Annotated in this window: 11 protein-coding genes and 1 pseudogene; 2 read left to right on the forward strand and 10 right to left on the reverse strand. The window is 56.4% G+C overall.

Going from position 1 to position 14476, the window contains the following annotated elements:
* Positions 1-428: 428 nt before the first annotated feature.
* Both IE166_RS17505 and IE166_RS17510 read left to right on the forward strand, forming a co-directional pair.
* Positions 429-713: a hypothetical protein gene (locus IE166_RS17505; protein ID WP_189506469.1), complete on the forward strand. Its 285-nt coding sequence runs from the start codon at positions 429-431 to the stop codon at positions 711-713.
* A gap of 2 nt (positions 714-715) precedes the next feature.
* The gene (locus IE166_RS17510; RefSeq protein WP_189506471.1) at positions 716-1609 is read left to right on the forward strand and encodes a TIR domain-containing protein; all 894 of its coding nucleotides are present in this window, start codon (positions 716-718) and stop codon (positions 1607-1609) included.
* A gap of 1153 nt (positions 1610-2762) precedes the next feature.
* Here IE166_RS17510 and IE166_RS17515 read toward each other — a convergent pair.
* The 10 genes and pseudogenes from IE166_RS17515 to IE166_RS17560 all read right to left on the reverse strand — a co-directional run bounded on the left by IE166_RS17515 (position 2763) and on the right by IE166_RS17560 (position 13913).
* On the reverse strand, positions 2763-3803 hold the full coding sequence (locus tag IE166_RS17515; protein ID WP_189506472.1) for a WavE lipopolysaccharide synthesis family protein: 1041 nt from the start codon (positions 3801-3803) through the stop codon (positions 2763-2765).
* On the reverse strand, positions 3800-4873 hold the full coding sequence (locus tag IE166_RS17520; RefSeq protein WP_189506474.1) for an NTP transferase domain-containing protein: 1074 nt from the start codon (positions 4871-4873) through the stop codon (positions 3800-3802). The genes IE166_RS17515 and IE166_RS17520 overlap by 4 nt, the downstream gene beginning before the upstream one ends.
* A gap of 2 nt (positions 4874-4875) precedes the next feature.
* Positions 4876-5766, reverse strand: a complete 891-nt coding sequence (locus IE166_RS17525) for a phosphotransferase (RefSeq protein ID WP_189506476.1) — start codon at positions 5764-5766, stop codon at positions 4876-4878.
* Entirely contained in the window at positions 5766-6791 is a 1026-nt protein-coding gene (locus IE166_RS17530; protein WP_189506478.1) for a WavE lipopolysaccharide synthesis family protein, read from the reverse strand. Before IE166_RS17530 ends, IE166_RS17525 begins: the two co-directional genes overlap by 1 nt.
* Before the next feature lie 103 nt (positions 6792-6894).
* On the reverse strand, positions 6895-7761 hold the full coding sequence (locus IE166_RS17535; RefSeq protein ID WP_189506480.1) for a glycosyltransferase: 867 nt from the start codon (positions 7759-7761) through the stop codon (positions 6895-6897).
* Entirely contained in the window at positions 7761-9746 is a 1986-nt protein-coding gene (locus tag IE166_RS17540; RefSeq protein WP_189506482.1) for a rhamnan synthesis F family protein, read from the reverse strand. Before IE166_RS17540 ends, IE166_RS17535 begins: the two co-directional genes overlap by 1 nt.
* A gap of 391 nt (positions 9747-10137) precedes the next feature.
* A complete protein-coding gene (locus IE166_RS17545) occupies positions 10138-11160 on the reverse strand; it encodes a glycosyltransferase family 4 protein (protein ID WP_189506484.1) in 1023 nt (340 codons plus the stop codon).
* The gene (locus IE166_RS17550; protein ID WP_189506486.1) at positions 11157-12098 is read right to left on the reverse strand and encodes a hypothetical protein; all 942 of its coding nucleotides are present in this window, start codon (positions 12096-12098) and stop codon (positions 11157-11159) included. Before IE166_RS17550 ends, IE166_RS17545 begins: the two co-directional genes overlap by 4 nt.
* A gap of 345 nt (positions 12099-12443) precedes the next feature.
* Positions 12444-13449: pseudogene (locus tag IE166_RS17555) on the reverse strand (IS30 family transposase).
* Between the two features lie 227 nt (positions 13450-13676).
* A complete protein-coding gene (locus tag IE166_RS17560) occupies positions 13677-13913 on the reverse strand; it encodes a hypothetical protein (protein ID WP_189506488.1) in 237 nt (78 codons plus the stop codon).
* Between the last annotated feature and the right edge of the window lie 563 nt (positions 13914-14476).

Here is a 14476-nt window from a genome sequence, read left to right on the forward strand (position 1 = left end):
CAGCGGTAGCTGTGCCGGCGGAGCGGGTCGGCGCGAATCGCCGGCCACGCGCGTTGAAGTTCTCTACATAGCCGTTCTCTGACGAGCTGGTCCTCGGCGGAGAATCTTCTACAACCTTGCCGAGGCCCAAATCATCATCGACAGTCGGCGATGGCAATGCACTCTATACGGCCGCACAGCTCACCCAGCTACAAACCGCCGGCACTGCAGGTCTTCTTCCCAGCTTTCGCCGCTGCCGGCTGCGATGTTGACGTTCCTGGTGCTGACGGTCATGACCATCCCTAAACGGTTTTGGCGATGACGCTCCCGGCGAGGCGGAAAGCGGTCGCTTGTCTGGAGTTTCTCTTCGGGATGAATGACCGGCGGGTACGACCAACTTCATTAATATATGATAATATCCTTTAACAAATATAAGTGTGAGGAGAGACATGATGAAGATCCAAGGGATCGACAAGCTGCAGCGAGACTTGAAGGAAGCGGAAATGGCCATGAAAGAGATCGACGGTTTGCTTGGCGAAGCGTCGTTTGACCCTGAAGATCCTGCGAGCATTGATGTCGCTGTTCAAGCTGCACACCGGATGATCGACGACAAGATGGGGCCGTACGCGCGAAATCCGCTGGTTGGGCCGATGATCGAGGAAACTAAAGAGCATTTTCGGCAAGCCATTATCGAGCAGGCACAGGCGCACCGCCTCGGCAAACAGGACGACTGATCATGGCCAGCGTCGATATCTTTCGCGAGATCAACAATGCGCTGCTGGATCTGCAAGCATCGCAATCCCAGACCTACACACGTCCTCTCAAGCGACTTGCGCAACTGCTTGAGGCTGACGATCTGGCCCCAGCTGTCAGCTCTCTGACGGAGGGGATCGATCTCGATGCGTTTCTGGAGAGAAAGGGTTCGCGAGCCAGCATGATTGGAAGTGACCAGCTAAATTGGCCGGACGATCGTCGAGAGGAGCTGGGGCTCACGCTTCTTCTGATCCGGCGATTTGCAGAAAACCCTGACTTCATGATCGACTTCGGTCACACCTATTTCTACTCCGGCTCGAAATACACTGCGAACATCCATTCCGTGGTCAGCCAGCTGCTGATCCCTTTCGCTCGCGACTTCAAAGTCTATGTCGAGAGCAAAGAGGCACCGGTGCCACGCCTAGTGTTGCCAGTTAGTGAAAAGATTTTCGTGGTGCACGGTCATGATGGTGAGGCAAGAGAAGCTGTTGCCCGTTTCATCGAGAAACTTGGGCTTGAGGCAATCATCCTACATGAACAGGCTAATCAGGGGCGGACCGTCATCGAGAAGGTGGAAGCTAACGCAGATGTCGGGTTTGCAGTGGTGTTGCTGACGCCCGATGATACGGGAAGCAAGAAGGGTAGCGAACCTGAGCCGAGAGCTAGGCAAAACGTGTTGCTCGAGCTTGGTTATTTCCTTGGCAAACTAGGGCGATCTCGCGTCTGTGCGCTTAAACGTGGTGAGCTCGAGATCCCGAGCGACTTCGCAGGCGTAGTTTGGGAAGCGATGGACCAGGGGAATGGATGGAAGGCTTCGCTTGCTCGAGAGCTGCAGGCAGCGGGCTACGTGATTGACTGGAACAAGGTGATGCAGTGACCGCGCTTGTCGTTCACGCCGATCGTGTGCCTACGCTGCTTGAGGCATTAAAAACTGCGGCCCGCATGCGCTTCCATAAGTTCCTCACCGCTAACATCCGTAACGTGAACACACGCCGCGCCTACGGTCGTGCCGTGAGCGAGTTCTTGACTTGGTGCGAGGCTCATGGCGTCCGGTCGATCACTACCGTGCAACCGTTGTCACGTCGCCAGCTATATTGAGTCGCTGAGCCAATCTCGACCGGCACAAGCAGCCAAACAGCGCCTGGCGGCTATCCGCATGTTGTTAGATTGGCGTTAACCGGCCAGATCGTGACGGTAAACCTCGCCGCCTCGGTGCGCGGTCCCTCGCATAGCGTAAGGCGCGGCAAAACGCCGGTGCTTGATCCCCATGAGGCGCGTCAGCTCCTCGAAGCGATTGACGTGACGACGCTGGGCGGTTTGAGAAACGGGAGCTGATTGGACTAATGGTCTACTCTTCCGCTCGCATCGGGGCCGCTCTCGGCATGAAGGTCGAGAATGTCTATGTGCAGAACCGCCGCCTATGGGTGCGGCTGTGTGAGAAGGGTGGCAAGCGGCACGAGATGCCCTGCCATCACAATCTCGAGGCCCAACTCTGTGCCTACATGGAAGGGACTGGAGTCGAAACCGGATAGCGACTGTATGACCTTGTAGCCTGACCGCTGGCTTGCATTTCAAGGTTGAACCAACAGCCTGTGCCTATCTTCGTGGGCTAGCCATCGCTTTTTCTATAGCATCAAGTAACGTGTTTGCTCTAGCTTTCATTTTAGAGGTTTCTCCTCCCAAAATGCTTTCTATCTCGATATTCAAGAGCAGGGAACCGAGCTCTTCGCCGGCTGCATCCAGTGCCCGAGACGGCTCGCACAACCTAGTCAGCTTTTTGATGAGGTGCTGAGCTTGAGCAATCCTCAACCCGTTACCATTTGCTGCGGCTCTTAGCTGTGTGAGTGTTTCCACCGATGTTCTCGCATTCGCCTCGCTGTAAATTGTACACGAGCGCAAAGGCCTAGTTTGATACGGCGTTGTGGTGACGAGGGATCATCCAACACCCGCCGCGAGTCGATGACTAAATCAACAACTGAGAAGCCCAACCTCTAAGAGTTGTTGAAGACCGTGTATGGATCCCTGTTTGGTTACAAACGCGGCAATAGCCTACGCATAGCTCGCGCCAGAGCGAACCGACGGAACCAGCGCAGGCGCTGCCGAACCGCAACATAGGAGCGCTTGTCCCGATCGTTGGTAGGCCATCGCGTGTAGCCGATATCGGAGCCGGTCAGGTTCGACCTTTTCCCGACCAGCCGTTTCCAATCTTCAAAGGAATAGCAGATCGCATTGAAGTAGCGATCTGTAAAAACGTGCTGATGCTTCGGCATGTGCAAGTCGACATCGAATGGATGGGCGACAATGAAGTTATCGGCTAGATATTCTTCAAACTCGTCGATAATCTGTTCGTCGACGTCGTTGTGGTAGGCGATGGGATAAGGGCCCTCTCCGAACAGGTAGCCAAGCGTCAGCCACTGCTCTGTGCCATAAAGGGATCTGAATTCACGCTCACGCGGCAGCGAATGTGCAGCATAGGGATGGCGCTCATAATAGGTGTTAGTGCCGAGATCCATTTGAGGGCCGTTCCAAAACGCCCGTAGATCTTCCGTTCGGCCAAACTGCATGAAGTCGCTGAGATGGTAACAGAGACGTTCATCGTAATGTGGGTTCAGGCTGAACAACGACATTACCAAGATGCGGGCTTGGCCCTTTTGGCGCGGACCTGGGTTGGCTTCTCCCCAACGTGACCAGAGTTCGACGGCTCTTCGCGACGACAAATATGAGTCGGTTCGCAATTTCATGGCGTATGGAGTTGTCACAGCCGCTAGCCCAGCCGCCGAGGACACGATCTGGCGGTTGACGTTGTGAGGCGCCCCTACCAGCTTTACTGACGGCAAAGGCCCTGGATCCTGCGTCAGGATCACGGCATCGAAGTCGGACCCGTCATCGAAAGACTTGGCTGACGTCTTCTGCGTGGCCAGGATGATTTTGACGCCCGGCATGACCTCACGCAGATAGCGGGCAGAATAGCGTATATCCCACTCACCACCCAATCCGCCTTGCATCACGATGGTGACGTCCTCATTAGCAATAGATGAGCCGCCGGAGACGTGGTCTTGTTTCTCGCTCATTGCTTGCCGACGCCAGGTAGCATCGTTGCAAGATCATCGCCGTTACGCGCGAGATTGATAGCCACGGCCGATGGGTACGGGTTGGACGACGCATGATCATTGATCAGCGTCCGCGCCGCATGGTTTACTCCGAAGACAGCAGCATGCCAGGTGAGACCAAGATCGCGAAGGAAAGCCTCTGTTTTTTCACGATAGCGCTCTGGGCGGGCCGTTACGAAGATGATCTGCGCACCGCTTTCAATGAGCTTCTTCAACGTTTCGACATTGCGAGGAAGCGCCTGATCTGGATCATCCCACAGCGGCGGCATGAATTGACCGGCATTCCTCAACACCACGCCGTCCAAATCGACGAGATAAAGGCCGAGATTTTCGCGGAAACGGTTCCAGGCTTCCAGCGTACCGACATCGACATAGCCATCCGTGTTGATGCCGCGGAAAACGTTGCCCTGCCGGATCGCGTCCAGAATGACATGGGAGACGAAGGGTTCGCCGTCATGGTTCGATGCGATCAGGCGCTGATAGGAGGCAATGAAAATCTGCGCGTCATGAAAGCCGTAGCCGCCAACAGAAATGTAGTTGGACGACACGTTCTTCTCGATGATGCCAAGCAGAAGGCTGTTTTCATTGAGGTGCAGGAAGCTCTTGGCCGCGATGTTGCGAACTTCACCGGTTTGCCGAAGATCGGCATAACACACGCAGTCGCTGAACACGTCTTCATGTGGCACGAACCAGCTGTCGCAATCCTTGATGAAAATCGGTCCCTGCACCTCGGCTCGCAGCAGGATTTCGGCAACCGTTTCAGCGGGTCCGGCCGTTTGCTCGTCGAAGGTGACGATTTCAACGGCGTCGCCGAAAGCCTTGTTGAGTGCGCCGCGGCCACCCAGTCCGTCGAGATGCTCGGCGAGTGCGCCAATGACCACACGATGCGAGCGCCAGTCCGACACGGATGCAAGCGACTTTTCCAGCATCAATTCACCAGTCGGTGCCGTCAACATCCACTTAGGGCGAAGGCCCGGAAAACGCGAAGACCGACCAGCGATCGGAAGGATCACAGTTCGTTGCTTGCTCATGCTCATGCCTCAATAAGTCGGATCCGTTTTAGACCGGCGATGACGCCGGCGAAGATTGCTTTGTCGTGCACGTAAGGGAGAACACGCATGGCCTGCAATGCACGCAATGCAGGAAGTCTCGCAAAGAGGCCGGGAAACAAGCCCGTCATCTGAGTTGTAACTTCGTCAGCGAGATAATGGCTGATTGTCCGCAGCAGCTTGGCCGTTGCATCCGGCCGTTCCTGCCAAAGAAGGCTCCTCAGCGACCAGCCGCTTTCAAGATCCTGAAGCAGCTTGGCCACATCCATCCACATGCTTTCGAGATTTCCATCGAGAAGGTCGATGAACACAATTGAGCCGTCCTCTCGGATGAGCATGTTCTCGACTGTGAGGTCGCCATGGCACATAGTTCGGGGGATTCCCGTCCAATCGGCCTCGCCGAGTGCATCAAGCAGGTCATCGAGAAAGGCCACATAGGCTGGATAAAACGGGCTGCGGCGTACGCTCGCGTTCAGTTCAATGACCTTGGCCACAAACAGACCGTCATCGAGCGACCCTGAAGCTGTTTCGGCGAGACGATGAAGCGGCTTGGTGAGTTGTTCCACTATACGCGGTATGTCAGAGACGGCTTGCAAAGGTGCGAATGACACGAAGCCATGCCCTTGCACATAGTCCATGTCATACCACAACAGGCCGTCGCTCTCGCCCTGCTGCAATACCCGTGGCGTTGAGATGATCCTGGCCAGCGCTCTCTGTTTTTCGATCTGCTGCTTGAAGCGCACGTTATAAGCCGGAGAAGCAGAAATCTTGCGCACAAAATATCGATCGCCATCTAGGCACAGCGTGACCGAACATCCTGAATGACCCGTCAGCGACCGAATGTGTTGCGGGTGCGGGCTTGAAACTGTAGTCATCACCGCTTCAGGAACCGTCCTGCGTAGAGGCTGCGCATCAGCCTGTTGTGTTTCAGAACTTCGCGACCAACCCGTTCCGCGCGAAGCATCAGAGACATGCGAGGTGCTGTTGTTCCAACGAGGGCGCCGGCCCCAAGTTGAGTTGGCGCCCCAAGGTACCAGGCCAGAAACTCTCGGAGCCCCAAACAGTCCTCTACGAGGGATTGCTGAGCCCGATAGCTGAACCTTTGATGAAAAATGCCCAGGATCTCCGGTTCACAAGGAATGAAGTTGTTGAAGAGCATCTGCTCGGAATCAGCGACGATTTGATCATTGATCTCTGCGTAATCGCGTAGTTTCGGATTGTGGCCAGCCCGATTGAGAGCGGACAGGAATAGATACTGCTCAGTCGTGTACCGAAAGCGGTCAAACATCTTGAAGCGAACGTCTGGCGTTCGCGCGAGGATAAAATCGCAAAGCGCTTGACCGTCGAGGAGATCGGCTTTCCAGAAAAAACGGAGGTCACTAGTCAGCCCGAATTGAAATAGGTCGCCAGGATGATAGGCCATGGGCACAAACGACCGCGAGCTCCGGGTGATCTGCTTGGAGATCACGATCCGGCGCTCAAACACGCGATCTTGCGGAAGGCGCGCAGGAAAGTGCTGATCCAAGGAAACAAAGCCGCGGCCAGTCACTCGCGCGTCTGAGCGAAGCTTGACGGCAAAAGGCGTCTGCGCCTTCTCCATCCCGGCGCGTGTCGAGGTTATCTGGCGGTTAACGTTGTTGGAGATTTGCAGGCCTTCATAATCCGAAACAATCGGTCCCGGGTCGGCACTCTTGATGACCTCATCCGCAGCGATCGCGTCCGTGTCTTCATCCTCCCATGTACTCAGGATGAGGTGACTTTTTGGAAAAAAGTGCCTAATCGAGGCGATTGTGTCGGACGTCTTCGCACCGTCGGTCCTACTGACCGGCCCCTGTACGACAAACGTGATGTCTTTATCTTCGAATGTCACTGAATGCCCAAAAAGTGCGGTTGAAACCATCCGTAGCTCGCATGTCGAAAGCCCGGCCTGTTACCAGCGACATATGACAGCGTGGCACGTACAGCAACCTTCAAATGGTGCTCTAAAACTCTACGGCTGTCCGCTAAGAGGCGCCATCGAGATAATCACGAATGCTTAAGTTTATTTGTAGCGGTACAATTCCAAGCGCCCGACGTACTGGCTCTGACAGCGGGGTATTACGCCGACGCTGCTCCACAAAAGCCGCTTCGTGCTTATAGAGAATACGCCCCTCGTGCCGGACGCTGACGTTATCCTGTGCATTAGCGCTGTCAATCCTATCGTGGTATTCCCCTATTCCAGCTCGGGCGAGCGTGAAGTCGGATCGAAACTGCGCGCAAATCCGAAGAAGGAAGTCATAGGCTTCTTCAACCATAAGGTAAGGCTCGAAGAACAGGAGCTGTTCGGGAATACGGGTCCGATCCACCATAAAGCTATGGAGCGGGCAGACATTCCCTGTAAATAGATCACGCAAACTTGCGCACTCAGCAGATGGCAACATGGCTCGTGAGTGAAGGAAGCTGCTGAAAGCTTCCATTTCAACCCGGCGCACCTTGGCAAAGGCGATGTCAGCACCGGCCGACTGCAACTGCGAAACCAGCAGGCGGTAGGCTTCCGGATAAAGGGCTTGGTCAAAATCCAGAAAAGCAAGGAAGCGTCCCTTTGCGGCGCTGATGCCGAGGTTGATCAGAGCCGAGCGCGCATCCAGCGGCGCTTCATGCTCCCAGTTCAGGATCTCGAAGCTGGGAGCTTGATCGAGTCCGAACAAAGGGAGCAGGCTTGAGTACGTGCGTTCGATATCTGCATCAGAGAAGCGCTGTACCACCAGAATAATGTGCAAGGGCCTGTAGTCCTGGCCCACGAGCGAAAACAGGCATCTTTCCAGTTCCGCAAGTCGGCTGACGTCATGGAACCGTACAACGACGTCTACCTGATTAGCAATGATCGTCATCACCACCGCGCCTGCGAAAAGTGCAGTTCATGTGAGAAGTCCGCAAAGTGCTGCCATTCCGGTGGCACCTTTTCGGGCTGAACGGTGGGTGTTTCGCCACCAAGCTCCTTCAACTGTCTGTCTGCCCAAGCCTCGAAGCTGGGATCGCCCCACTTTCGTGCCAAGATGACGGCCGAGTTGAAGACCATCCATAGAACGGCCGGATTGTGAGGCCGGTTCGTTACGCCATGCAGGAACAATGCGCGCGGGCAGATCTGCACCGGAAAACCTGCCGCCTTCGCGCGCCACGAAAGATCAACGTCCTCGCAATACATGAAGAAGTCATCGTCAAAGCCGCGAAGGGCCTCGAAGACAGGACGCGAAATGGCAAGGCACGCACCCGATGCCCACGCCGTTTGGAACGTGAACGGATCGTAGGTCTTGGGATGCTCGCTTGGAAACTGACAAGCTTCGATAAGCGCCTTGTGATCCTGCGCCGCCATCATCTGAACCATGGCCGTAATCGCTGCAGGATGAAAAGCGCCGTCCGGATTTGCGGAGATGTAGATATCGGTGCCTTGAGCAAACGCCTCGCGCATCAACCTGTTATGGCCGGCGCCAAACCCGACATTGCCGGCACTCGGCAGGCGGGTGACCGCAGCATTGGCTCGCGTCAGCTGTTCCGTCGAGACACCATTGTCCGTCAGGTAGAGCCGCCCATGCGTTTCCAGCCCAGCCTGTTCAAGCGAGACACGGGCGCTGGAAAGCATCCTCTGCAACTGGTCGCTTGCATTGTTGTAGGTCAGTATCCCGATGGCGACCCGAGTGGAGCGATCAACCTGTCGATCCAAGCCAAGCGCACGCGTCTGCAGTCGGTCAACAAGGCCTTTCGTCGGAGCCACGATCCACTCCGGCTGCTTCTTGCGCCTTGCCGGACGGCTTGGTCCGGTGAGTGAAACAACATGCTTGACCATGAAGCGATCGAGATCGGCAATGTCGTTGATCGGCACGATGCAAGGTGTTGCTTCGAACAAACCGGGTTGCGCGATCTTCATCCAGGTAAAACCTGCATATTCACAGGCGATATAGAACAAGCGCTCTATGGCATGCGCTAGCGTACCGTCGATTTGTGCTTGTTCGGATGGAAAGTCCTCCGGACATAGTTGCAGGTCTAGAAGCGGTTTCAGTGCGGCAGACCTGGCCCAGAACATCGAGCCGGAAGGGAAATCGAGCGCCTGATCATAAGAAAAGGGCTTTCCGAACTTCGCCAGTAGGCGGTTGGCAAGGTCGAGATTGCCGCCCCAGTTGATCCAAGCGCGAACAGGCTCAAAATGCTGGGATGCGACGATCCCGAGCTTCGGCTCGCGCGTGAAGGCCTCGAAAACACTTTGGACGATCTCGGGAGAACCAAGCATGTTCTCGAGCAGATACCCACGCCAACCGTTCAAGACAGAGTCGTGGCTGGATTGCTTCGAGTGAAGGTGCAGAACGAACTCGTATTCATCGTACACATCCCGAAAGCCGACAAGCTTCGGTGCAATGTCGCGACCTCTGTTTTCCGTCACGCGGACTTGGACGCAGCCGTTGTTCCATGACGCGAACTGGCGCTCGATGATCGCCTTCTTTGAGGCGGTATCCGTGGAAATGTAGATATCCGACTTGAAGGGTATGCTGCGGAGGTAACGGTGGATTTCTGGCGTCAGGTTCTCGTGAAAGATATGACAGATGACAGCCAGGCCCGGCGCTTCCGCCAGGTTTGCCATAGGGTAAGCAAAGGGCACGGCCGCGCTGTAGTCGTTCTCAATCGGACGGGCAACCTCTGGCGTTTGCGAGTTCCCACCCGGCATCGCTTCGGCACGGCGGGCAGTGGCATCAGCGCGAATGTGTCGCCAAGCGCGTATGCGATAAGGAAGCTGGCCAGAAATCGTCCACCAGCCAAGCTTGATCACTTTGCGACCGAACAAACGCAGGCGCGGCTTTGTGGCAAAGCTCCGGCGCAGCAGCAAGGTCGCTCTCCACGCAGTGCTTGTTTCGATCAGCCTGGCTTGTTCGAGAGCCGCATCCCGCTCAGACCTCATCTCCGAAATTCTTAGGTCGCGGTCAGCCTTCAGGGCTGCGATTCTGGCTTCGTAACGGGCTGCAAGAGCAGCAGAGCCATGCTCCTGCCGAGCCGGCTCGGAAAACAAGCCTTCCGGATCTTCCCCGTGGGATGCGTCTGCTTCAGGTGTCAATGCGATGTCCGGACTTGCAAGATGCTCACCTTCGGCGCCCTAGCAGCTGATGCAACCTCTGTCATCAAGCCGAAGCGGCGACCGGATCTCGACGTTTGAACCCACTCGATTAAGGCGTGCTGGTCTGGGCCTGTATCCTGCCTGGCAAGAGGCGAAAGCAGGCCATTCATGAAAGATCCATCGCGCTCTTCCAAGCGCGATTGATCATATGCACGTCGGCATAGTCCTCGATCATATCCCGCGCCGTGCGCGAAACATCGGCCCAGTTCCGGCTTAAAAGCAGCAACTTCTCTGCAGCAGAGGACGTGTCGTAGAGCGGATACAGGAAAGCCTCTTGCGACCGAACCAGCGCGCGGTGACCTCGAATGTCTGAAAGCAGAACAGGGATGCCATGCGACATCGCTTCGGCGGCTGCGAGGCCGAAACTCTCTCCTCGCGAACTTGAGATGAATATAGCGCGGGCTTCAACCATTTGCCGAAGGAATGTGTCGACATCCTCAAAGGAAATGGACGGCATCAAGCGGCACCGCCCGATCAGTCCTGCATCCGAAAGATAGCGGAAGTAGCGGTCTTCCCCGAGATTGTCGCCGCACAGGATGAATTTGGCGCGGGGTTCATTCCGAGCGACCTCGGCAAACGTCGCCACGACTTCGGCATCGTTCTTCCAGAAGTCCATCCGTCCGTAATGGAAAAACGTAAAGGACGGCTCGGAATTCAGTTTTGGAAGTGTCGCCCGCTTCACCTCCGGTACGTAGTTCCAAAGTGTGCGGACAGGGGTCCGTGACGGAACCAGCGGCCTGATTTCGCCCGAGAACTGATCGCTTGGGCTTAAAACCGCGCGGATAGACGAAGGAAGGTCGCGCAAATACTGCTTCGAATCGGGATATGTCGTGTGGCATTCCACATAAACGTCGGCATGGGGCGGGATGATGGTCAATCCATCGGGACAATCTACGATGACGTAGCGATCAAAGTCCTCACCCTCTCCCTGGTGGAGCTTCATAAGCCCGGACAGGGACAACGCGTCGATAGCAGACTGAAAACGGTCCAGGGCCGGTCCATCATGGAGAAAGCGAACAAAGAATTGCTGATCGTTGCCGGCTTCCCTCAGGGCCAATGCCCGGTTAAGCAAACTGCGCTCGACGCCTCCTAGAGTGCACCAGGGGCAGATAAACAGGCTCTTACTCATTGAAGGATCATCTGCAGCTGAGCTGCCCAAATGGATGATTTTGGCGAGATAGCGGGACGTGCGGGGCTTAGCGGCAGGACCTTCTTGCCCACGACGATCGCATTGCTTTCCTGCACGATCGGCTCAAGGCCAGAAAGCGCGATGCCCGTCACCTTATCTGCATTCAAGATCAAGTGCCTTTCCAGGTGGTCCTCGAACCATGGAGCAAGACCTTTTTGGGCGATCTCTCCCCAATCCTGCAGCTTGTGATAGATGACCCGCACACCTGCCTCTTCAAGCTTCAGCAAGGATTGAACGATTTCCAACATTGGCACGGTCACAAGACAAGTGGTTGATGCGGGTTTTACATGTTTGAGGACGGCAACCAGCTCCTTCATGTCATACCGACCGATCTGAAAGAGGTTTGGGGCAAGCCGGCTGGAGCGCCCGGGAAGCGCGTCCGTCTCGATCATCTGCCACCCGATAAAAACCACACCATAACCGGCCTCCGCCGCCACGTTGGCAAAGGCAACCGCTGGTTCATCGAGTGCCGGGTCCAAACGAGACGCCGCATTCATGAGCAAGAGATGCGGATGGTTCCTTACAAATCCTTCTAACGTGTTGGCTTGATCTTCAGCTGTAGGCTCACGTCCAAAGCGGTGTCTCACAGCACCGCGAGCTTGGCGCGCTATGGTACCGAGCGACCGGAAGGGAGCGGAGATCTTCCAGGACCGTGAGTTCAGCAGATCGCGGATCTGATGCTGGGTTTCGTCATTCCGGCGGTTTGCCTCGTCCCGCTCGGCAACAACCCTCATGATCTCAGCCTCGAGCTCTTCATTGCGCAAAATGATCCGGGGAAGCTTCTTGTCCGCTTCGCACCTGTCCAGCACACTATCGAAGAACCCCAACCCTTCCTCATCGGAGCTTATGCGTTCATTAGGGATAGCGACGTCAGCCAATTCTCTTGTCCACAAAAGATCGCTCCGATGCCACGCCAGTTCCATGTATCTACTTTCCAGCGATCAAGCAGGAGCAGATTGCAGACACGACCTGCAACCAAGGTGATAACAAGAATTTGTTATACGCCACAGCCGCCGGCAATTCGAGGCCTTCGTTCATCTTCTACCATGCCGTGCTTGGCGCCGTCGCGGGAGTCCGCTCAACCACGGCCGCCGCGGGGGTACTAACGGAAGTCGCAAAGAGCAATGTACCGCGATGGTCCGACCCGTCGATCTGCATAGGTTCGCCATATATGTGAGTTCTCATCCAAGTGCGACTTTGCGGCGAAGGGCAGGGTAGCTGGTTCAGCGGCTGGCCGCCATCATCTTGCGTCGGAACACTTGAGCGGGCGTTCGGAAGCCGAGGCACTTGCGCGGTGTCGAGTTGAGATGGGCGCACACCTGCTTCAGGTGATCATCATCGAACGTTAGTGGATCAGCATCACGCGGCAGCCATTTGCGGACCCGGCGATTGGTATTTTCCACCGTGCCCTTCTGCCAAGGCGATTGTGGATCGCAAAACCAGGTTTGCACGCCAAGCCCGGCTTGAAGGTAAGGCCAATCCATGAACTCGGTGCCACGATCAAAGGTGATCGAGCGGCGGGCGGTATACGGCAGGGCACCCAAGGCGTCGATCATTCCTTCCATGATCGGCCTCGATTGCCAGTCGTTGTTGTGCAGGAAGACCGCGAAGCGGCTGACCCGTTCAACCAGCGAGGTCACATTGGCCTTACCGAACTTCTTGCGGAACTGGATGAGATCGCACTCCCAATGGCCGAGCTGCTTCCTGTCACGCACGACGTCGGGACGGTGCAGAATACTGAGTTCTGGGCTGAAGCGTCGGCCATGACGGCGCTTGGCATGCATGGCGCGGTCGCCGTCTGGCCCGGGCTTCCGGCAAGTGACGCCAGAGCTTCATCTCCCGGCCGTCAGGGGAATAGGCAAAGCGGTAGATCGTTTCGTGGCACACTCGAATGCTGCTGCGCTCATAAGCCAGTCGGCCGGCAATCTGCTGCGGCGACCAACCGTGCTTGATCCGCTCGATGATGGCTGCCCGAAGCTGCGGATGACGAACGAGCTTGCGATATCGGCGCCGGCGCTCCTTGGCGAAACCATCGGCTGTGACGCAGTAGTAGCCGGTCAGATCTGGCATCTCGACATCCTGGAACCTGTTGCGGCGCAGTTCCCGGAAAATCGTCGAGCGATGTCGGCCTAGCTTCTCCACAATGGCATCGACGCCGACCCCGGCCTGTCTCCAGCGGGCGATCTTACGACGCTCATCGAGATCAATCTGAGAGTAGGTGCGTTCCATGTGGGGCTCCTTGCATGCGATGAAACGATTGGTATCGCTGCAAAGTCGCACTTCAAGTTAGAACCCACCCCGCTACAACCATAAGTTGTATAATCTGTGTTATGGAACCGACAAAGAGGTCTGCGGGTCGATTCTTTTAGACAGTTGCAGTGTAGCTTTTGAATCCACCAAGCGCCACCATCCGTCGCAATGGCAGGCTTGGGCGAGCCGAAGCCCGCGCATCGGCCTTAGCCGACTTCCTTGGCCACGAGGAAGCCGGAGCCGCCACCAAGACCGGGAGCCAGATGGGTTGAAGCGCCTATATGGTAATGCCCGACCACGGGTGTACAGTGGTTCATCGAGCCTGGATATGTCGCCACAGGAAGATTGGTCGACCGTGCATGCGCCGCGATATGGATCGCCGCCCAGCAGTTGATGTTGCGCGCCTCTAGATCGGCCAGTGCAAGAGCGCGGCAGCCAAGCACCGTATCCTTGAAGCCGGTGACGTGGCGGGCAAGGATGGACTTGATGCGTTCGGCGAAGGCTTCGCACGTTGGGTCGTCCTATTGCCCGGAGGTCGCGATCTCGCCGACTGCGTCGCCTTGCAGGATGCGCGGCGCGTCGGGCACCTGAACCCACAGGATCGCCTTGTCGTCGGGCGCACGCGACGGCTCAAGCGGTGGGCCCGACGCACATTATCGGCGTTTCCGGCAAAAGCCCGCGCGTGGCTTCGTTGTGGGACTCTGAAACGGCATCGATCCCGTCTGTGAGATGCACCAGAGATGGCTTGGAAGGGTCGGTGTTGTGTTTGGATCAACGACCGTTGACGTATTTCACCCCTAAATCTATGCTAAAGCATAGTTTAGCACGATGGTTCTCAGGAGTGTTCGATGGCTGAGCGGTCATTTGCCCGAGAGGTCAAGGATCTCCGGCTGGGCGACGGCGAGGAGTTCCGGGGGGAAGGCATTCTCGCCATTACGAAGGCTCTGCTGCAATCCGGCGTGTCTTATGTCGGCGGGTATCAAGGTTCGCCGATCTCCCACCTGAT

It is taken from the genome of Tianweitania populi (assembly GCF_014652875.1).
Classification (GTDB): domain Bacteria; phylum Pseudomonadota; class Alphaproteobacteria; order Rhizobiales; family Rhizobiaceae; genus Tianweitania; species Tianweitania populi.

What these genes read in the sequence shown, in the direction of transcription:
- IE166_RS17510 (WP_189506471.1), top strand. Translation starts at nt 716, where the DNA reads ATGGCCAGCGTCGATATCTTTCGCGAGATCAACAATGCGCTGCTGGAT.
- IE166_RS17520 (WP_189506474.1), bottom strand. Translation starts at nt 4,873, where the DNA reads ATGAGCAAGCAACGAACTGTGATCCTTCCGATCGCTGGTCGGTCTTCG.
- IE166_RS17530 (WP_189506478.1), bottom strand. Translation starts at nt 6,791, where the DNA reads ATGGTTTCAACCGCACTTTTTGGGCATTCAGTGACATTCGAAGATAAA.
- IE166_RS17505 (WP_189506469.1), top strand. Translation starts at nt 429, where the DNA reads ATGATGAAGATCCAAGGGATCGACAAGCTGCAGCGAGACTTGAAGGAA.
- IE166_RS17545 (WP_189506484.1), bottom strand. Translation starts at nt 11,160, where the DNA reads ATGAGTAAGAGCCTGTTTATCTGCCCCTGGTGCACTCTAGGAGGCGTC.
- IE166_RS17515 (WP_189506472.1), bottom strand. Translation starts at nt 3,803, where the DNA reads ATGAGCGAGAAACAAGACCACGTCTCCGGCGGCTCATCTATTGCTAAT.
- IE166_RS17535 (WP_189506480.1), bottom strand. Translation starts at nt 7,761, where the DNA reads ATGACGATCATTGCTAATCAGGTAGACGTCGTTGTACGGTTCCATGAC.
- IE166_RS17525 (WP_189506476.1), bottom strand. Translation starts at nt 5,766, where the DNA reads ATGACTACAGTTTCAAGCCCGCACCCGCAACACATTCGGTCGCTGACG.